Here is an 18,143-nt window from a genome sequence, read left to right as displayed (position 1 = left end):
ATTAAAAAGTGATGACCGGGTGATGACGCCTACGGCAATTTCAGTGCGCGGGTCACGTCTGCCCACGGCACGAACTTGAAGTTCTGGGTCTGCTCGGGCATGCGTTTGCGGCCGTCCTGCACCACCAGCAGGCCCTTGCTCCAGGGTCCGCCGAGGTTGATGGCGGTGACTTCCAGGCCATCGGTTTCCGAAGCACCATCAATCCCCGCTGCCGCATTCAGGCCGACACGGAAGGCGCCGTGGGTGGCGAACGGTGGCTCGGCATCCAGCACCAGGTAGCTGTCATTGCCTTGGCTGGAGATCACCAGGTAGTCGCGTTCATGGCTCTGGTAGAGCGCCAGGCCCTCGACATCCGCATGCAACTGCGGGCCGACCTTGATCACACTGGTGAGCGTGGCCGGTTGGTCAGCACGGGCATCCACAGCCCAGACGCCGACGTCTTCTTCACCGATGAACAGGCGCTGGCGCTGGTCATCGGCCACGCAGCCCTCGGGTTGGCTGTCGACGTTGAACTGGCGCACCAGCTCGCCCTGCACTCGGCCGTCCGGCGCACTCAGGCGGTATTGCAGAACGGTGCCGTCCTTGCCATTGGCGATCGCGTAGATCTCACCGCTGGCAGGCTGGAACAGGCAGATGCCGTAGATTTCCTTGAGCGGCGTCGGCACTTCACCGGCCTCGCGCAGTTCGCCGCTCTGGCGGTCGATGCTGAACAGGCTCAGGCTGTTGTGATCGAGATTGCTCGCCACGGCCAGGTCGACTGTTTGCGCGCCGAGCTTGAAGTTGGGGCGCACATCGACGTTATTCAGGCGGCCGACCGCCAGTTCCTGCAGCAGCTTGCCGTCGAGGTCATAGGCCAGCAGGCCCTGCTTTTTGTTGGTGCCGAGCACGCGGCTTTTGGCCGGTTGTTCGGGGTGGATCCAGATCGCCGGGTCATCCGCCGCATCCCCCTGGCGACCGACCGGGTCGGTCTGACGCAGGGCGGCGACTTCCGGCAATACCGGCTCGGCGGCCACAGGCTTGGGCTTCCAGTCGAGCGTGCCCTGGTAGAGTTTTCCGGTGTCGTCATCCCGTACCAGCACATGCTGGCCGTTGACGCTCAGTTGCTCCGGTTCTTTCAAGCCTGGCAGCGTCAGGCTGCCCTGTTCAACCCAGCGCTCGCCGGTTTGCTGGAACAGATGCAGTTGGGCGGTCTTCGGGTCCAGCGCCACCACCCCGCCCGGCACCAGCGCCATGGCGCCGGCCTCGCGTTTGGGGTTGTCGAACAGTGCCACCGGCGTGCGTTTCACCTCCGCCTCCGGGTGCGCCGGGTAGGCCCACCAGCCGACGTTTTCTTCATTGACCAGCAACTGCTGGGTCGCGTCATCCACCTGGCAGAACTGTGCCGACGGCGGCAATGGCAAACCGCGCACACGCTGAGGCTCGCCTAACAACGTCGAGCCGTTGCCTACCAGCCATTGCTCGCCCTTGCCCTCTTCCCCCACCAGGAATACAAACAGGTTGGCGGCTGCGTCGCGGAACAGGCACAGGCCATTGACCGGGTAGTCGCGGGTGGGCAGGTACAGCGGTTTGCCAAAGGTTTTAGTCGCGGCATCAAGGCTCACCAACAGCGCTTGCTGGCGATCGTTGTCGAGGCTGGCCACCAGCACCTGGGTGCCGGTGGAACGGGTGTCGAGGCTGCTGAAATTGCCTTTGAAGCGGGCCAGTTCAGCACCTTGATGGTCGAGCAGTTGCAGGCCGTCGCGGGTGCTGGTGGCCACGCGTTCAGTGCGACCCGGCACAAAAGCCACCGCCTGCGCATTCAGGCTCGGCGCCCAAGGCGTCAGCGCCAGGTCAGCGGCCATGACCGGCGAGCAAGCGGCCAACGCGATCAGCAGGTACAGCTTGGAAATTCTCATGAACAATCAAAATCCTTGGGTCAATCAGAAATGGGTGAAGGTCAGGCCCAGCTTGTAGGTCGGGCCATACTCTTCGTACTGGCCGTTGTAGCTGCGATGGCCGGTGTAGACGAAGTACGACTCATCGGTAAGGTTCTGGGCCTCGAAGCTGACTTGCAGGTTCTTGGTCAGCGAATAGCGCGCGCTGAAATCGACGAAAGTCTGGGCGTCGACATGCAGGTCGTGGGCCTTGTCGTTGATCGAGGCCAGCTCAAAGAGGTAGGCCGATTTGTAGTTGGCCGAGAGACGCAGGCTGAGCTTGTCGTTTTCCCAACCGAGCATCAGGTTGCCGACGGTGTCCGACTGATTGGGCAGGCTGATGCTGCGTTTGCGATTCGCGCCGCTGGCGCTGTCGAAGCCTTCAATGTCAGCACTGGAACGGCTGAACGTGGTGTTGGCACCGACCAGCAGGCCGTTCCACGGTGCCGGCAGCCAATCGAATTTCTGTGAGTAGGCCAGTTCCAGGCCGTAGAGCTTGGCGCTGTCGCCGTTGGCGTAGGTATGCGCCTCGGAAAAGTTGGTCCAGGCCCCGGTGCCGGCAAGGTCGGTGTTGTAGACGAAGTTCTTGATGTCCTTGTAGAACACGAATGCCGATACGGTGCCGGCGCGGCCCATGAAATGTTCGATGCCCAGGTCCAGGTTGCTCGATTCCAGGGGCTTGAGGTCCGGGTTGCCAAAAGTGGCTTCGTCATCGTCGATCACGAACCCCGGCGCCAATTGGCCGAAGGTCGGGCGCACCACCGATTTGGTCCAGGCCGCACGCACCTGGGTGTTCTTGTCGATCTGGTAGCGCGCATGCAGGCCCGGCAGCCAGTGGTGATAACGGCGCTTGGTCTCGGTGGGCGTGAACACACCATCGGTGGCGCCAGTCCCCTTGGCTTCGAACTCGGTGCCCTCGTAACGCAGGCCGGCGATGAAGCGCCAGTCGTCGATATCAACGGTGTTCATCAGGTAGCCGGCGTTGATGTCTTCACGGATGGTGAAGTCGTTGACCCGGGATTCGATCTCGTCATAGAAGTCCGCAGCGTTGAGGCCACCGATCAAGTGCTTGATGCTGCTGGGGCTGATGCCCGGCCCGTAGTTGCCCAGGCGATAGTCGACGTTGCCCTTCTGGAATTGGCTGAGGTTGAGCTGGTCGGCGGTAAAACCGAGGGTGTCGAAGTCTTTGTAGACCCAGGCTTCCAGGTCGTTGTCCTTGTTGCGACGACTGACCTTGCCGCCGAACTTCACCTGGGAGGCATAGCCGCTCAGGTCGTAGTCGCGGGCCAGGTCCAGGCGCAGGTTTTTCTCGGTGTCTTTAGTGTTCTGTTTTTCCCAGTCGACCTTGTCGAGGGTGAAGTTGCGCGCGTCGTAGAAGCCGCTGCCGATGATCGGGCGTGGCTTGTCCTTGTCGTAGAAGCCGCTGTTGGCAAAGTCGCCGCCGTCGAAGGTGGCACCGGCGATGTGCGCCGGGCTGTCTTCGCTGGACTGGCTGTAGCCGGCCTGGCCGCTCAGGGTCCACAGGCCGAGCATGCGCTCGCCGCCGAATACGTAGGACTGGATCTCCTGGGTCTCTTCGCGGTTCTTCAGCTTGCGCTTGGCCTCGGCATCACCCAGTTCGCCGGCGGCCAGCGGGTCGGCAAATTCGAGGCTGGTGGAGTTGCGGGTCTCGGTGTCTTTGTAGCGGCTGTAGAGGGTGCGCAGGTAGTAGCTGCTGAGGTCATCGGGCTTGTAGTCGAAGTTCAGGCCGCCACCGGCACGTTCGCGGCTGATGTCGTAGTCGCGTTGCTCGAATTCATTGAGCTTGGCGCCATTGGTGAAATCCCAGGCGCCGCCGGTTTCGACGTTGTCCGAGCCGAAGTCACGCTTCTGCCAACTCAGCGCGGCGGCGACGCCGAAGTTGTCGATACCGTCGCCGAGGCTGAAACGGTTACTGGCGGCGCCGGAAACCTTGGGGCTGGTCTGGCTTGTGTTCTTGTCGTAGCTGGCCTCGGTGCTGCCGGTGTAGAACAGGCCCTTGTGGTCGAAGGCCGACAGGCTCTGCACATCAACGGTGCCGCCCAGGGAGTTGGCGTCCATGTCCGGGGTGAGGGTCTTGATCACCGACAGCGACTGCACCAGTTCCGAAGGCAACACATCGAGGGCCACCGCGCGGCGTGCGCTTTCCGGGGCGGGCACCAGAGTGCCGTTGATGGTCACGCTGTTGAGGTCCGGGCCGAGGCCGCGCACGCTGACAAAACGCCCTTCGCCCTGGTCGCGCTCCACGCTGATACCCGGCAGGCGCTGCGCCGCTTCCGCGACGTTTTCATCCGGCAACTGGGCCACGCCGTCGGCATGCACCACGCTCTTGATGCTGTCGGCGCTGCGTTGCTCCTTGAGCGCCTGATCAATGGCTGCCGCCTGGCCGACCACTTCGACGTGCTCGGTGTTGGCCACTTCGGCCGCCCAAAGCCGCTCGCTGGCAATCGCCAGGGCCAAGGCAGTAAGCGTGAAGCCGACGAGCCCGGTGCGCTTGTACATGCAATCCTCCCCAAGAATCCATTGGCGCCAGGCAAGAGGCCCGGCAACTGGGAGGGCACGCTAGGGGTGGGGGATGACGGTTCTGTGACAGGGGGCGCCTGCAAACCCCGTAAACCGGGGTTTTGAGCGGTTTTAAGCGAACAAATGAGCTGAAATGACCTCGATCAAAATGTGGGAGCGGGCTTGATGTGGTGAGCAGGCTTGTCCTGCGCTGGGCTGCGAAGCAGCCCCTTGGGCCGGCGGTGAATCCGTCGGGGGACACGCCCCACTCACCACATCAAGGCAGCTCCCAGATTGGATCTGTGTCAGGAGAAAAAATGTGTGTGTCCCATGAGCTGATTCGACCCCTCCCCACCGTCACGCAACCGTCACATCCATCTGCTGTGCTGGCGCCCATCGCTTTTTTGCCCAAGGACTCGCGGCCATGTTTTCCGTGCTCAAACCCCACCGCTGGAAACTCTCCCTGTTGCTGGTCGCCGCCAACCTCGGGCTGATCCTGCACCTGGCGTGTGGCGAGCTTAAGAGCTTCAGCGAATGGGTGTGGCTGGATATCTTCGGCGAAGGCGGCTCTGCGCTGTTGGCGTTGGTGTGGCTGGGCCTGGTGCTGAAAAGCCGCCCTGCCGGGCGCGTTACCAACTACCTGGCGCTGGGCCTGTCGTGCATATTTTTCTCCTGGTGGATCGACAGCCTCGATGAGTTCATCCGCCTGCCCGACAGCATCACCTGGGATCACTGGCTGGAGTCCGGGCCGATGCCGGTGGGCATGATCCTGCTGACCATCGGCATCTACCACTGGCACCGCGAACAACTGGCGATCAGCGCGCAGATGGAAAAGCGCGAGCGGCTGTTCCGCGAGCACCGGCTGTTCGACAAACTCACGCCGCTGGCCGGTGCCGACTACCTCAAGCGCCAGTTGGCCGACAGCCTGTACGACAGCCACGCACAGCAACAACCGCTGTCGTTGCTGGCCCTGGACCTGGACAACTTCGCCGCCATCAACCAGGCCTACGGGCATGCCGAAGGCGATGCGGTGTTGCAGGCGCTCAGCCATTTGCTGCTGCTCAACCTGCGCCGCCAGGACCTGCTGTGCCGCCTGGCCGGTGACCGGTTTGTGGTGCTGTTGCCCAACACCGGCGAGCGCCAGGCCAAGGAGCTGGCGCTGGAGTTGCAGCAGGCCGTGCGCGGCCTTGCCCACAAGACCCGGCTGCACGGTGAGCGCCTGCAACTGGCGGCGACCACCGCCGTGGTCATGGCCCTGGACGAGCCGCCCCACGACTTGCTCAAGCGCCTCAACCTGGCCTTGGCCAGGGCCAAGCAACCCCTGGCGAAAAGTGCCTGAGATGGCCGTCAAGACCAGCTGGTATGAAGCGGACAGTCGCTTCATTCCTGGGCACTACCAACCGGCCACGCTGATCGACCTGGCCCTGTCCCGGGACATCGACAGCCACCGGCTGCTGCGCGGCACCGGCTTGTTCCACGACGACATCCTGGCTGGCACGGCGCGGCTGAGCCCGCAGCAGTTCCTCGGTTTGATCGGCAACAGCCGCAAACTGCTCGACGCCGACGACAGCAGCTTCCTGTTTGGCCAACGCCTGTTGCCCGGCTATTACGGCGCCGCCAGTCACGCGTTGGGCCATGCACAGAACCTGCACCAGGCACTCGACATCCTGATCCAGCAACAGGTGCTGCTCAGCCCGTTGGTGACGCTGCAACTGGAACTGGATGAGCACCACGCCTACCTGTACTGGCTGGACAGTTGCGGTGCCGGTGAACACTGGCGCTTCTTGCTGGAAGCCAGCATGACCTCACTGGTTGCCATGAGCCAATGGCTCAGTGGCGAGCGCCTGCCATGGACGGCCAGCTTCAGCCATGCTGAGCCGCGCTATGTAGAGCAATACTGGGTGAACTTGGGGGAAGACACGCGTTTCGAGCGACCACTGGACATGCTGAGCATCCCCCGCCAATACCTCACCCGTGCCTGGCCGGGCGCCTCGGCCACCGCCGGCCAGGTGGCGCGCCAACAAGCGCGCGAGCAGATCGAACAGCTGGGTTTCACCGGCAGTTTTCTGGATTGTCTCTACGACTACCTGCGCGAGCAGGTGCGCCAGCCGCCGAGCCTGGAACAAGCCGCGCACGCTTTCGCCATGAGCCCGGCGACCCTCAAGCGCAAGCTGCACAAGCACGACACCGGTTTTCAGCAGCAGGTCGACCGTGTGCGCAAACAAGTGGCGCTGCACCTGTATCAGGTCAAGGGCTACAACAATGACGAAGTGGCGGCGTACCTGAACTTCAACGACGCGGCGAACTTTCGCCGCTCATTCAAGCGCTGGACCGGCAGCACGCCCAACCTGATCCGCCAGTTGTTCAACAGCCGCTAGCCAGGCGTTCGCGCAGGAACTCCACCAGCGTCTGCACCGGCCGCGAGCTTTGCCGGTGTTGCGGGTACACCGCCGACAAGGTCAGTGCTTCGGGGGCGAACTCGTCGAGGACGGTGACCAGGCGGCCATCCTTCAAGGCATCGCCGACGATAAAGGTCGGCAGGTAGGTCACACCCAAGCCAGCGATGGCGGTGTCGCGCAGCAAGTCGCCGTTGTTCACGCGCATACGCCCGCTCACATTCAGCGCCTGCACCTTACCCTTGAAACGCCATTGCACCTGGCGGCCATGGCCGTAGGGCAGGCAGTCATGGTCGGCAAGGTCTTCCGGTTTTTGCGGCGTACCATGCAGGGCCAGGTAGTCGGGGCTGGCACAGTACACCCGTGGGATGCTGGCGATACGGCGGGCAATCAAGGTGGAATCTTCCAGGGTGCCGATGCGCAGCACCAGGTCGTAGCCTTCGCCGATCAGGTCCACGGGGCGGTCGCTCAAGTCGACCTCCACCGACACCTGGGGATGGCGCTGCAGAAACAGCGGCAACAGGCAGCCCAAGTGGGCCATGGCAAACGACAACGGCGCGCTGAGGCGGAGGGTGCCACGGGGCTCGCTGTTCTGCCCGGCGATGCCCTGCTCCACTTGCTCGACTTCACCGAGCAGGCGCAAGGCGGACTCGTAGTAACTCTGGCCGAGTGGCGTGACATCCAGGCGGCGCGTGGAGCGGTTGAGCAGACGCACGCCGAGGCGGTCTTCCAGCTGGATCAGGCGGCGGCTGACGAACTGCTTGGACAGGCCCAGTTGCTCGGCGGCAGCAGTGAAACTGCCGGATTCCATGACCTGGCAGAACAGGCGCATGTCTTCGAAGGGGTTCATTGTCGCTTCTCGGTGGACATTTATGCGGTTGTATAACCGGTTAGTCGCAACACCACAAAGCAAAATGTGGGAGCTGGCTTGCCTGCGATAGCGGTGTACCAGCCAACATTTCTGTCGACTGACACACCGCCATCGCGGGCAAGCCCGGCTCCCACAGGGTTTTGCGGTGTTTTTCGGGTGGGTTACTTGGTAAACGCCGAGTAGCTGTTCATCAGGTTGCGGTAGTTGGGAATACGCGGCGACAGCAGGTTGGCCAGGCCTTCCATGTCGTTGCGCCAGTCGCGCTGCAATTCGCAGGCAACCGCGAACCAGTTCACCAGTTGCGCACCGGCGGCGGTCATGCGTGCCCAGGCCGCCTGTTGCACGGTTTCGTTGAAGGTGCCCGACGCATCGGTGACCACGAACACTTCAAAGCCTTCCTCCAGGGCGCACAAGGTCGGGAACGCGACGCACACGTCCGTCACCACACCGGCGATGATGATCTGCTTGCGGCCGGTGGCCTTGACGGCCTTGACGAAATCTTCGTTGTCCCAGGCGTTGATCTGGCCAGGGCGGGCGATGTACGGCGCGTCCGGGAACAGCTCTTTGAGCTCGGGCACCAGTGGGCCGTTGGGACCGCTTTCGAAGCTGGTGGTGAGGATGGTCGGCAGGTTGAAGAACTTCGCCACATCGGCGAGGGCCAGGACGTTGTTCTTGAATTCGTTGGGTGAGAAATCCTGTACCAGGGAGATCAGGCCAGTCTGGTGGTCGACCAACAGTACAACGGCGTCATCTTTGTTCAAACGAGGGCTAGCCATGGTTCAACTCCTTACGGGGGATGGGAAATCAGAAAGCAAAGCACGAACAGCCAAACGCACCCCAGAATCCCTGGAAGTCGCTGACCGGCACGCTGGAGAGCCGCGCTTTTTCGTGGCCGTGGGCATGCACGCCACACGGGCCGCTGCATTGGTGAACTTGAGCCTGCAACGGCGAACTCGGGCGCCAGTGCCCCGGCACCTTGACCACCGGCGACCAGTCCGGCAGCACCGGCACGCGGGGCGGGGCGAAATCTTCGAAATCACCGGCGCCGTAGACCACCTTGCCGCCGACCACGGTGAGCACCGATTCGATCCACTTGATGGCTTCTTCATCGACACTGAAGAAGTCCGCCGACAACGCGGCTACATCCGCCAGTTGACCGACCTTGATCTGGCCCTTCTTGCCCTGCTCGGACGAGAACCAGGCGCTGCCATGGGTGAACAGTTCCAACGCAGTGAGGCGCGGCAGGCCTTCGGCGTGCAGCTCCAGGCCGCCAACGGTTCGACCGCTGACCATCCAGTACAGCGAAGTCCACGGGTTGTAGCTCGACACCCGCGTCGCGTCAGTGCCCGCGCCGACCGGCACGCCTTCGGCAAGCATGCGCTTGATCGGCGGCGTGGCTTCCGCCGCCTTGGCGCCGTAACGCTCAACGAAGTACTCGCCCTGGAACGCCATGCGGTCCTGGATCGCAATACCACCGCCGAGGGCACGCACCCGCTCGATATTTTTCGGTGTGATGGTTTCAGCGTGGTCGAAGAACCACGGCAAGCCATTGAACGGAATGTCGCGGTTGACCTTCTCAAACACGTCGAGCATGCGCGAGATGGACTCGTCATAGGTCGCGTGCAAACGGAACGGCCAGCGCTGCTCCACCAGGTGGCGTACCACCGGTTCCAATTCCTGCTCCATGGTCAATGGCAGGTCCGGACGCGGTTCCAGAAAGTCCTCGAAGTCGGCCGCCGAGAACACCAGCATCTCGCCCGCGCCGTTGTGGCGCAGGTAGTCATCGCCCTGGTGCAGGGTGACGCTGCCGGTCCAGTTCTTGAAGTCGCTGAGTTCTTCCTTGGGCTTCTGGGTGAACAGGTTGTAGGCGATGCGCACCGTCAACTGTTCGTCCTTGGCCAACTGCTCGATCACCGCGTAGTCATCGGGGTAGTTCTGGAATCCACCGCCGGCATCGATGGCACTGGTCAGGCCCAGGCGATTGAGTTCACGCATGAATTGGCGGGTGGAATTGACCTGATATTCCAGGGGCAGTTTCGGGCCTTTGGCCAGGGTCGAATACAGGATCATCGCGTTGGGACGCGCAACCAGCATGCCGGTGGGATTGCCGTTGCTATCCCGCACAATCTCGCCGCCCGGCGGGTTCGGCGTGTCCTTGGTGTAGCCGGCCACGCGCAGGGCGGCGCGGTTGAGCAAGGCGCGGTCGTACAAGTGCAAGACAAACACCGGGGTGTCCGGCGCGGCCTGGTTCAACTCTTCGAGCGTGGGCATGCGTTTTTCGGCGAACTGGAATTCGTTCCAGCCGCCGACCACGCGCACCCATTGCGGCGTCGGCGTGCGGTCCGCCTGGTCCTTGAGCATGCGCAAGGCATCGGCCAGGGACGGCACGCCTTCCCAGCGCAGTTCCAGGTTGTAGTTCAGACCGCCACGGATCAGGTGCAGGTGCGAGTCGTTGAGGCCGGGGATGACGGTACGGCCCTTGAGGTCGATGACCTGGGTGCCACTGCCGCGCAGGGCCATGGCTTCACCGTCGGTGCCCACGGCGACGAAGCGCCCCTGGTGAATGGCGACGGCAGTAGCACGGGGGTTTTCACGGTCCACGGTGTGGAACTGGCCATTGAACAGAATCAGATCGGCGTTCATAGGGTTTCCTTTGCAGAGGCTTCAAGCCAGGGGGCGAACAGGCGGGTGGCGGCCGGCATCAACAGGTAAACCACCAGCAACACGATAGTCAGGGTGATCAGGAAGGTGGCGACCACGTAATGGGAGAGGAACGGGTGCAGGCGCAACACCGGGCCCCAGATGATTGGCACCAGCAGGGTCAGCGGCAGGATCACGAACAGGGTGACCACGGCCTGCTTCCAGCGTGGCGGCTTGGCGGCGTTTTCGGTTATGGGGTTGAACCAGAATTCGTTGACCGCACCGATTTCGGTGTTGTCGCCGTCGGCGAGCATGGGGGTGGCTTCGGCGACCAGGGTTTTGCGTTCGGGGGAGTCGAGCCAGGTTTCGAGGTCGTCGGTGGAGCGGTAGCGTAATACGCAGGTGAACAGCGCCAGGTTGCCTTGCTTGCCGCGTACCACATCGACGCCAAGGTGGCCTGGGCGTGCGCCGGCGATGCGTACGATGCGGCGTAGCCAGGCTTCGTAGTCGGTTTCTCGACCTGGTTTGATCAGGTGTTTGACCACCAGGGTGACGACTTCGTCGGGGGCTGGTTTTGTTGCTGGGTCCATGGGGTGTCCCTCTGCCTTGATGTTTCAGCGATGAGGGAGTTTGCGGGGGTTGGGGTGGGGAAAATTGGATGTACGTGCTGTTTGGGTTGGGTTGGGTACATATCCGTTATTTGGGTAACGGCTGGTATTGGTTCCGCTCTTACAGCGGCTCACTTTTGAAAAGCCGGAATGCCGGCCCAGCCAAAAGTAAGCAAAAGGCTCTTGCCCCAACACTCGGTACCTCGCCTAGGCTCGGTATGCCCGTAATCCGGCCAGCGTGTTTGACGGGGCGCCTAAGATCAAAATCAAAAACAGAGCCAGAGCCAGAGCCAGAGCCAGAGCCAGAGCAGATTGATGTCTACCTGAGATCTAAATTGTGGGAGCGGGCTTGCTCGCGAAAGCGGCGTGTCAGCGATTGCATCTCTAACTGATCCACCGCTTTCGCGAGCAAGCCCGCTCCCACATTTGAAACTGAGACCAGCTTCCAAAAAACGGTCGGCTACTAGGCCGCCGCGCTCTTGCTTGTGATCTGGGGCGCCCCGTCAAACACGCTGGCCGAACGCAGGCTTGAATCCGTGGGTAACCCGGCAGGACGCCGGGTTAGCCGCGCTGGGCCAAGGATGGCCCATCGCGGCGGCCCACGGATTCAAGCCGGAGTGAGGGCATGCCGAGCCTAGGCGAGGCACCGAGTGTTGGGGCGAAGACCTTTTGGTTACTTTTGGGGCGTTTGCCAAAAGTGACCCGCTGTAAGAGCGGAACCATAAGTAGCCGTTACCGAAGCAACGGATATGTACACAACACACAACACCACACCATCCCCCATCACCCCGGCAACGGAATCACCCTCAACGCCCTAACCGACTTATAAGAAAAACTCGAATAAATCTCCTTGACGCAAGGCAACGTCTGCAACACCTCCCGCGCAAACTCCCCAAACGACTCCAGATCCTTCGCCACCACTTCCAACAAAAAATCATAGCGCCCGGACACGTTATGACACGCCACAATCTCCGGAATCTCCAACAACCGCTGCTCAAATGCCCGAGCAATTTCCTGGGTGTGACTCTCCATCATGATGCTGACAAACGCCGTCACCCCATACCCCAATGCCTTGGGCGAAAGAATCGCCTGATACCCACTGATCACCCCACTCTCTTCCAGGTTGCGCACCCGCCGCCAGCACGGCGAGGTCGTCAAGGAAACGCGGTCGGCCAATTCAGCCACCGTGAGACGGGCATTGCCCTGCAACGCGTTTAAAAGTGCTTTATCGGTGCGATCCAGACTGACAGGCATAACGTGCCTCTATTCATTATTTTTATGAGGTTTTCATCCAAAAACACAGGAACCAGCAGCAAAGATTGCAAAGTTCATCTCTGATTATGAGCATAGCATTGTAGGAAATAAGGAGCGTCCGACATGAACAATAAACACAATGCATTCGGCTTTTCCACCCGCGCCATCCACCATGGCTATGACCCAAAAGACCACCACGGCGCACTCGTCCCGCCGATTTACCTGTCAGCCACCTTTGCGTTCCCAACCGCTGAATACGGCGCCGCCTGTTTTGCCGGCGAAGCGAGCGGCCACTTCTATACACGTATTTCCAACCCGACCCTGGCGCTGCTGGAATCACGCATGGCCACCTTGGAAAATGGTGAAGCGGCCGTGGCGTTCAGCTCAGGCATGGGTGCGATTGCCGCGACGTTCTGGACCCTGCTGCGCCCTGGTGATGAGGTGATCGTCAGCCAGACCCTGTACGGCTGCACGTTTGCCCTGCTGCACCATGGCATCGGTGAATTCGGTATCAAGGTGCGGCATGTCGACCTCACCGACCTCGAAGCCCTGCAAGCCGCTCTCAGCCCCGCCACTCGCATGATCTATTGTGAAACCCCGGCCAATCCCAACCTGCGACTGGTGGACATCGCCGCCGTAGCCGCCCTCGCCCACCTGCAGCCAAATGTCACCCTGGTCGTCGACAACACCTACTGCACACCCTACCTGCAACGCCCCCTCGACCTGGGCGCCGATGTGGTGGTGCATTCGGCCACCAAGTACCTCAGCGGCCACGGCGATATCACCGCGGGCATCGCCGTGAGCAGCCAGGCCCTGGCCCAGCGCATTCGCCTGCAAGGCCTCAAGGACCTGACCGGGGCGGTAATGTCGCCGCAGGACGCCTCGCTGTTGATGCGCGGCCTCAAAACCCTGGCCCTGCGCATGGACCGTCATTGCAGCAATGCCCAGGCCGTGGCCGAAGCCCTGCAGGCGCATCCGGCCGTGCAGTGGGTGACGTACCCTGGATTGCGCTCTTTCCCGCAATACGAATTGGCAACACAGCAGATGAAACTGCCCGGCGGCATGATTGCCTTCGAACTCAAGGGCGGCATCGAAACCGGTCGGCGTTTCATGAATGCACTCAAGCTGTTCACCCGTGCGGTCAGCCTGGGTGACGCGGAGTCACTGGCCCAGCACCCGGCGAGCATGACCCATTCCACCTACACCCCAGAGGAACGCGCGGCACACGGGATCAGCGAAGGGTTGGTGCGCTTGTCGGTGGGGCTTGAGGACGTGGCCGATCTGCTGGCGGACGTGCAGCAGGCACTGGCCAAATGCACACGTACGGTGACGCGTGCTTCTAAGCCGGTAAGTGTTTAATCCGTTTTTTTAAGATTGGATCCCCTTCCCGCCGCCAGGCTGTACTAGCATAGGTTCCGGCGGGAAGGACTATCACGGTAGGTTATTCGCATTGGCTTGCACCTTAATCCCCGCTGCTATAAAGCCGAATGCCTGCACGCCTCATGGACGAAATGATGAACTCACAGCTGTTCCCTCATATTGGCAAAGTCATCGCCAGCACCGGCAGCCGCCATTTCCCACGCATGCTGCATGACCTGATCCTCACCCAACTGGCAGTGGACGCCACCCATATCACGCAATTGCAGGTCAGCGCCGACGGGCAAACCCGCCGCAAGATCAGCCCGGTCTACACCGATTCGGTGGAAGCGTTGGGCGACGAACAACCCGCCGCGCAATTGCACCTCACCCGCCGCAAGGATGACGTGCGCTACGTGTTGTCGGTGTATCGATCGCACCAGTCCGAAAGCTTTTCGCCCCAGGAACGCAGCATATTGCAGGACTTCTCCACCTTGTTGCTGCCCATGGTGGAAAAGCACATCGCCGCGATCCAACCTTGCCGCCAGGACAGCGACCCGATGGTGCCGGAAAACCAGGGCCTCGAAACCCTGCGCAGGCGCATTGAAGAACGACTGGTGCAGTCGGGACTGACCTTGTCCAACCGTGAGCTTGAGGTGTGCGTGGGCCTGTTGGCCGGGCGCACGGCGCCGGAGCTGGCGGAGCAGTTGGCGTTGAAGGTCAACACCATCGAGAGCTACCTCAAGCGCGCGTCGATCAAGCTGGGGATCAGCGGGCGGCATTCGTTGTTGCGGTGGATGTATGCCACTGAGGACACGCTCTCGTAAAAAACACTGCAGAAGCCGGCTTGCCGGCTCCTGCAGCGGGTTGCTCAATCTCTGGCAAGCGCCTCGATCGGGTCCAGCCGCGCCGCATTCCTGGCCGGCACAAAGCCGAACACAATGCCGATCAACGTCGAACAGGCAAATGCCGTGATGATCGAGCCCAGGGAAAACACCATCTCCCATTCCTTCACAAACAACGAAAACAGAAAGCCCAGGGCATAGGACAGCGAGATTCCGATCAGCCCGCCGATCAAACACACCATTACCGCCTCCACCAGGAACTGCTGGCGGATATCCGACTGCCGCGCCCCCACCGCCATGCGAATGCCGATTTCACGGGTACGCTCGGTGACGGACACCAGCATGATATTCATCACGCCAATGCCCCCCACCAGCAACGAGATCACCGCGATCAACGACAGCAGCAACGCCAGGGAGCGGCTGGTTTTCTGCACTGTCTGCATGATGCTATCGAGGTTGTTGGTGAAAAAATCCTTGGTGCCGTGGCGTTGCAGCATGAGCTTGTTGACGTTGTCTTCCACCACCTTGCTCGGCTGGCCGTCCTTGATACGCACCGTGATGCTGTCCAGATGGCGCTGCCCGAGCAAGCGCCCCGCCGCTGTTTCATAGGGCACCCACACGTTCAACGCCTTGCTGGCGGCGAACATGTTCTTATTGTCCGCGGTAACCCCGATCACGGTACACGGCAGGTTGCCCACCAGGATCACCTGGCCCAGCGGGTCGACGTTAGGGCCGAACAGTCGGTGACGGGTGTTGTGGTCGATCACCACCACCTGGGCCTGGCGCCGCGCATCGCTTTCACTGAAGGCGATACCGGCTTCGAGCTTCAAGCCCTTGACCTTGAAGTAGCGATCACTCACGCCATTGACCTGCGCATCCAGGTCGATATTGCCAAAGCGCAGCAACAGGTTGCGGCCCACCACCGGCGTGGCGCTGTCGACGTAATACAGCTGGTTCAACGCGTCCACGTCCGAAGGCATCAACGTCTCGATAGCCGAGGCGCGACTGTCGCCAAAACTGGTGCCGGAAAAGATATCGATGGTGTTGCTGCCAATCGCCTGGATGTCCTTGAGCACATAACGCTTGGCGCCTTCGCCGATGGCCGAGATCGACACCACCGAAGTGATACCGATAACGATACCGAGCATGGTCAACAAGGTGCGCATGCGGTGAGACACCAGCGCGACCCAGGCCATGTTGAAGGCCTCCTTGAACAACCCCAGGCTCGCCACCAAGCGCCGGGCGCCGCTGCGTTTTGGCTCGATGGGTGTGTCGCTGGGCAACTCCAGGCCAGCACGCTCATTGGCCTTGTCGCTGACGATCTCGCCATCGCTCACCTCGACGATACGCTGCGCATTCGCCGCAACCTTGGGGTCGTGGGTGACGATAATCACCGTGTGCCCCGCCGCGTGCAGCTCGGCGAGAATACGCATCACCTCTTTGCCACTGTGGGTGTCGAGGGCGCCGGTGGGTTCGTCGGCGAGGATCACTTCGCCGCCGTTCATCAGGGCGCGTGCGATACTCACCCGTTGCTGTTGGCCACCGGAGAGCTGGCTGGGACGATGGGTGGTGTGACCGGACAGGCCCAGCCGCGCGAGCAACTCCCGTGCACGGCTGTGCCGCTGGGTTTCCGGTGTGCCGGCGTAGATCGCTGGCATTTCCACGTTGTGCAAGGCACTCAGATGCGCCAGCAAGTGGTAGCGCTGGAAGATAAAACCGAAGTAATCACGGCGCAGTTCGGCCAACTGCTCATCCCCCAGGGAACGGGTTTCGATGCCGTTGATCTTGTAGCTGCCGGCCGTGGCGTAATCCAGGCCGCCGAGGATGTTCATCAGGGTCGATTTCCCTGAGCCTGAGGCGCCGATAATCGCGACCATTTCCCCGGCATGGATCGTCAGGTCGATGCCCTTGAGCGCGATAAATTCGCGCTCGCCGGCCATGAAGCTGCGGGTGATGCCCTTGAGTTCCAGCAGTGGCTGAGTCATCCGTCAGTTCCCCGCCACAGCCGGCGTGGCGTCGCCGATCACCACGTTGTCGCCTTCGGCCAGGCCTTCGAGGATCTGCACCTTCACATTGTTATTGATCCCGGTCTTCACCTCCCGCGACACTGCCTTGCCTTTCGCGTCCAGCACCCGCACCGAGTAACTGCCGTCGTTGTTGCGCGCCCCCAGCGCCGCCACCGGCACCATCAGCGCGGCCTCGGCAGTGTCGAGTACGATACGTACCTGGGCGGTCATGGCGATGCGCAGACGGTGGTCGGGGTTGGGTACGTCGAACAGTGCGTTGTAGAACACCGCCGTGTTTTGCTTCGGCGTGCCGGCGGTCTGGGTTTCCAGGAAGTTCTGCGGCGCCGGTTCCGTGCCGCGCAGCTTGGCGTAGTAGCGCTTGTCGGCCTCACCGAGGATGGTGAAGTACACCTGCTGGCCGGGGCTGATGTGAATCACATCCGCCTCGGAGACCTGGGCCTTGACGGTCATGGTGTCCAGGTCCGCCAGCTTGAGCAGCACCGGCGCCAGTTGGTTGGCGATCACGGTCTGGCCTTCCTGGGTGACGATGCCCACTACATCACCGTCGATGGGCGCGACGATGCGGGTGTAGGCCAGGTTGACTTTGGCGGTGTCGATCTGGATGTGGGCGCTTTTGATTTGCGCGTCCAGGGACAAGAGGTTGGCCTGTTGCACCTGGAAGGTGGATTCGGCGTCTTCGAAGTCTTGGCGGGAGACTGACTCGTCAATCTGCAGGCCTTTGTAGCGTTCGTACACGGACTTGGCCTGCTTGAGTTGGGCAGCAGTGGCGCGGCGTTGGGCCTGGAGGTTTTCTTCGTCGACCTGGGCTTTGCGCAGGGTGTTTTGCAGGATCAATGGGTCGATTTCGGCTAGCCATTGACCCTTTTTGACCTTGTCGCCGACTTTGACTTTGAGGGATTTCAATTGGCCGGAGACTTGGGCGCCGACGTCGACCTGTTTGATGCCTTCGAGCAGGCCGGTGGCGAGGACGGCGTTTTCGATGTTGCCGCGTTCGGCGGTGGCGGTGAGGTATTGCGGTGCGTCGGCGGGAGCTTGGACCGTGTAGATGATCAAGCCTATGGCGATGGCCAGTGTGGCGAGCATTCCTAGTTTGCGTAGCGTTGGCTTTTGCATAGATGACCTTTGATCGAGAACATATCCGTTATTTGAGTAACGGCCACTATTGGTTCCGCTCTTACAGCGGGTCACTTTTGAAAAGCGCAAAAGTAACCAAAACGCTCTTGCCCCAACACTCGGCACCTCGCCTAGGCTCGGTGTGCCCTCACTCCGGCTTGAATCCGTGGGCCGCCGCGATGGGCCATCCTTGGCCCAGCGCGGCTAACCCGGCGTCCTGCCGGGTTACCCACGGATTCAAGCCTGCGTTCGGCCAGCGTGTTTGACGGGGCGCCTAAGATCAAAATCAAAAGCACAGCGGCCTGACAGCCGGCTTGAGTGGTGTGGAGCAAAGGCAAGGGCAAAGGCAAACGCGGTCCACTGTAGGAGCTGGCTTGCCGGCGATGGTCGTTAACGATGATGGGGGGACATCTGGATAAACGCAGCGGCCTCACGTTTTTCGCCGGCAAGCCGGCTCCTACAGAAGACAAAAAACGTATCCACGATGCGAAGCGAGTCGCTTTTGATCTTGCTCTTGATCTTCGGCGCCCCGTAAAACCACGCTGGCCGAACGCAGGCTTTGGAGCGTGGGTAACCCGGCAGGACGCCGGGTTAGCCGCG

13 protein-coding genes are annotated in these 18,143 nt (G+C 61.6%); 4 read left to right on the top strand and 9 right to left on the bottom strand.

What is annotated here, in order from left to right:
• Positions 1 to 29: 29 nt before the first annotated feature.
• Complete coding sequence (locus tag OZ428_RS14075; RefSeq protein WP_269133786.1) at positions 30 to 1,895, bottom strand: phytase; 1,866 nt, start codon at positions 1,893 to 1,895, stop codon at positions 30 to 32.
• Positions 1,896 to 1,919: 24 nt separating this feature from the next.
• Positions 1,920 to 4,433: a TonB-dependent receptor gene (locus OZ428_RS14070; RefSeq protein ID WP_269133785.1), complete on the bottom strand. Its 2,514-nt coding sequence runs from the start codon at positions 4,431 to 4,433 to the stop codon at positions 1,920 to 1,922.
• A gap of 424 nt (positions 4,434 to 4,857) precedes the next feature.
• Here OZ428_RS14070 and OZ428_RS14065 point away from each other — a divergent pair, with 424 nt between their 5' ends.
• Together OZ428_RS14065 and OZ428_RS14060 are read left to right on the top strand one after the other, a co-directional pair.
• The gene (locus OZ428_RS14065) at positions 4,858 to 5,772 is read left to right on the top strand and encodes a GGDEF domain-containing protein (RefSeq protein ID WP_269133784.1); all 915 of its coding nucleotides are present in this window, start codon (positions 4,858 to 4,860) and stop codon (positions 5,770 to 5,772) included.
• Between the two features lies 1 nt (position 5,773).
• Positions 5,774 to 6,811 carry an AraC family transcriptional regulator gene (locus tag OZ428_RS14060; protein ID WP_269133782.1) on the top strand — a complete coding sequence of 346 codons (1,038 nt, stop codon included), beginning with the start codon at positions 5,774 to 5,776 and terminating at the stop codon, positions 6,809 to 6,811.
• Here the strand turns inward: OZ428_RS14060 and OZ428_RS14055 are convergent.
• The 5 genes from OZ428_RS14055 to OZ428_RS14035 all read right to left on the bottom strand — a co-directional run bounded on the left by OZ428_RS14055 (position 6,798) and on the right by OZ428_RS14035 (position 12,202).
• The gene (locus OZ428_RS14055) at positions 6,798 to 7,679 is read right to left on the bottom strand and encodes a LysR family transcriptional regulator (protein WP_269133781.1); all 882 of its coding nucleotides are present in this window, start codon (positions 7,677 to 7,679) and stop codon (positions 6,798 to 6,800) included. The two genes, OZ428_RS14060 and OZ428_RS14055, sit on opposite strands and share 14 nt — an antisense overlap.
• A 182-nt stretch (positions 7,680 to 7,861) precedes the next feature.
• The gene (gene ycaC / locus OZ428_RS14050) at positions 7,862 to 8,476 is read right to left on the bottom strand and encodes an isochorismate family cysteine hydrolase YcaC (protein ID WP_016980087.1); all 615 of its coding nucleotides are present in this window, start codon (positions 8,474 to 8,476) and stop codon (positions 7,862 to 7,864) included.
• 28 nt (positions 8,477 to 8,504) lie between these two features.
• Positions 8,505 to 10,343 carry an amidohydrolase gene (locus tag OZ428_RS14045; protein ID WP_033897152.1) on the bottom strand — a complete coding sequence of 613 codons (1,839 nt, stop codon included), beginning with the start codon at positions 10,341 to 10,343 and terminating at the stop codon, positions 8,505 to 8,507.
• Positions 10,340 to 10,930, bottom strand: coding sequence for an antibiotic biosynthesis monooxygenase (locus OZ428_RS14040; RefSeq protein WP_269133780.1), 591 nt, complete (start codon positions 10,928 to 10,930; stop codon positions 10,340 to 10,342). The genes OZ428_RS14045 and OZ428_RS14040 overlap by 4 nt, the downstream gene beginning before the upstream one ends.
• An 801-nt stretch (positions 10,931 to 11,731) precedes the next feature.
• Complete coding sequence (locus tag OZ428_RS14035; protein WP_016976082.1) at positions 11,732 to 12,202, bottom strand: Lrp/AsnC family transcriptional regulator; 471 nt, start codon at positions 12,200 to 12,202, stop codon at positions 11,732 to 11,734.
• A 123-nt stretch (positions 12,203 to 12,325) separates the two neighbouring features.
• Between OZ428_RS14035 and OZ428_RS14030 the strand changes: the two genes are divergently transcribed.
• Both OZ428_RS14030 and OZ428_RS14025 read left to right on the top strand, forming a co-directional pair.
• On the top strand, positions 12,326 to 13,561 hold the full coding sequence (locus tag OZ428_RS14030) for a methionine gamma-lyase (RefSeq protein ID WP_269133779.1): 1,236 nt from the start codon (positions 12,326 to 12,328) through the stop codon (positions 13,559 to 13,561).
• A gap of 155 nt (positions 13,562 to 13,716) precedes the next feature.
• On the top strand, positions 13,717 to 14,385 hold the full coding sequence (locus tag OZ428_RS14025) for a response regulator transcription factor (protein ID WP_269133778.1): 669 nt from the start codon (positions 13,717 to 13,719) through the stop codon (positions 14,383 to 14,385).
• A gap of 44 nt (positions 14,386 to 14,429) precedes the next feature.
• Here the strand turns inward: OZ428_RS14025 and OZ428_RS14020 are convergent, their stop codons facing one another.
• Complete coding sequence (locus OZ428_RS14020; protein WP_038846601.1) at positions 14,430 to 16,388, bottom strand: MacB family efflux pump subunit; 1,959 nt, start codon at positions 16,386 to 16,388, stop codon at positions 14,430 to 14,432.
• A 3-nt stretch (positions 16,389 to 16,391) separates the two neighbouring features.
• A complete protein-coding gene (macA, locus tag OZ428_RS14015) occupies positions 16,392 to 17,543 on the bottom strand; it encodes a macrolide transporter subunit MacA (RefSeq protein WP_269133777.1) in 1,152 nt (383 codons plus the stop codon).
• Positions 17,544 to 18,143: the final 600 nt, after the last annotated feature.

Origin of the sequence: Pseudomonas sp. GXZC (assembly GCF_026967615.1) — a bacterium.
GTDB classification, from domain to species: Bacteria; Pseudomonadota; Gammaproteobacteria; order Pseudomonadales; family Pseudomonadaceae; genus Aquipseudomonas; species Aquipseudomonas azotoformans_A.
The sequence above is the reverse complement of the archived record's forward strand: the minus strand, read 5'-3'. Positions and strand labels throughout refer to the sequence as shown.

Excerpts from the sequence above, each read along its gene's own strand:
- OZ428_RS14075 (WP_269133786.1), bottom strand. The coding sequence starts at position 1,895 with ATGAGAATTTCCAAGCTGTACCTGCTGATCGCGTTGGCCGCTTGCTCG.
- OZ428_RS14070 (WP_269133785.1), bottom strand. The coding sequence starts at position 4,433 with ATGTACAAGCGCACCGGGCTCGTCGGCTTCACGCTTACTGCCTTGGCC.
- OZ428_RS14065 (WP_269133784.1), top strand. The coding sequence starts at position 4,858 with ATGTTTTCCGTGCTCAAACCCCACCGCTGGAAACTCTCCCTGTTGCTG.
- OZ428_RS14060 (WP_269133782.1), top strand. The coding sequence starts at position 5,774 with ATGGCCGTCAAGACCAGCTGGTATGAAGCGGACAGTCGCTTCATTCCT.
- OZ428_RS14055 (WP_269133781.1), bottom strand. The coding sequence starts at position 7,679 with ATGAACCCCTTCGAAGACATGCGCCTGTTCTGCCAGGTCATGGAATCC.
- ycaC (WP_016980087.1), bottom strand. The coding sequence starts at position 8,476 with ATGGCTAGCCCTCGTTTGAACAAAGATGACGCCGTTGTACTGTTGGTC.
- OZ428_RS14045 (WP_033897152.1), bottom strand. The coding sequence starts at position 10,343 with ATGAACGCCGATCTGATTCTGTTCAATGGCCAGTTCCACACCGTGGAC.
- OZ428_RS14040 (WP_269133780.1), bottom strand. The coding sequence starts at position 10,930 with ATGGACCCAGCAACAAAACCAGCCCCCGACGAAGTCGTCACCCTGGTG.
- OZ428_RS14035 (WP_016976082.1), bottom strand. The coding sequence starts at position 12,202 with ATGCCTGTCAGTCTGGATCGCACCGATAAAGCACTTTTAAACGCGTTG.
- OZ428_RS14030 (WP_269133779.1), top strand. The coding sequence starts at position 12,326 with ATGAACAATAAACACAATGCATTCGGCTTTTCCACCCGCGCCATCCAC.
- OZ428_RS14025 (WP_269133778.1), top strand. The coding sequence starts at position 13,717 with ATGAACTCACAGCTGTTCCCTCATATTGGCAAAGTCATCGCCAGCACC.
- OZ428_RS14020 (WP_038846601.1), bottom strand. The coding sequence starts at position 16,388 with ATGACTCAGCCACTGCTGGAACTCAAGGGCATCACCCGCAGCTTCATG.
- macA (WP_269133777.1), bottom strand. The coding sequence starts at position 17,543 with ATGCAAAAGCCAACGCTACGCAAACTAGGAATGCTCGCCACACTGGCC.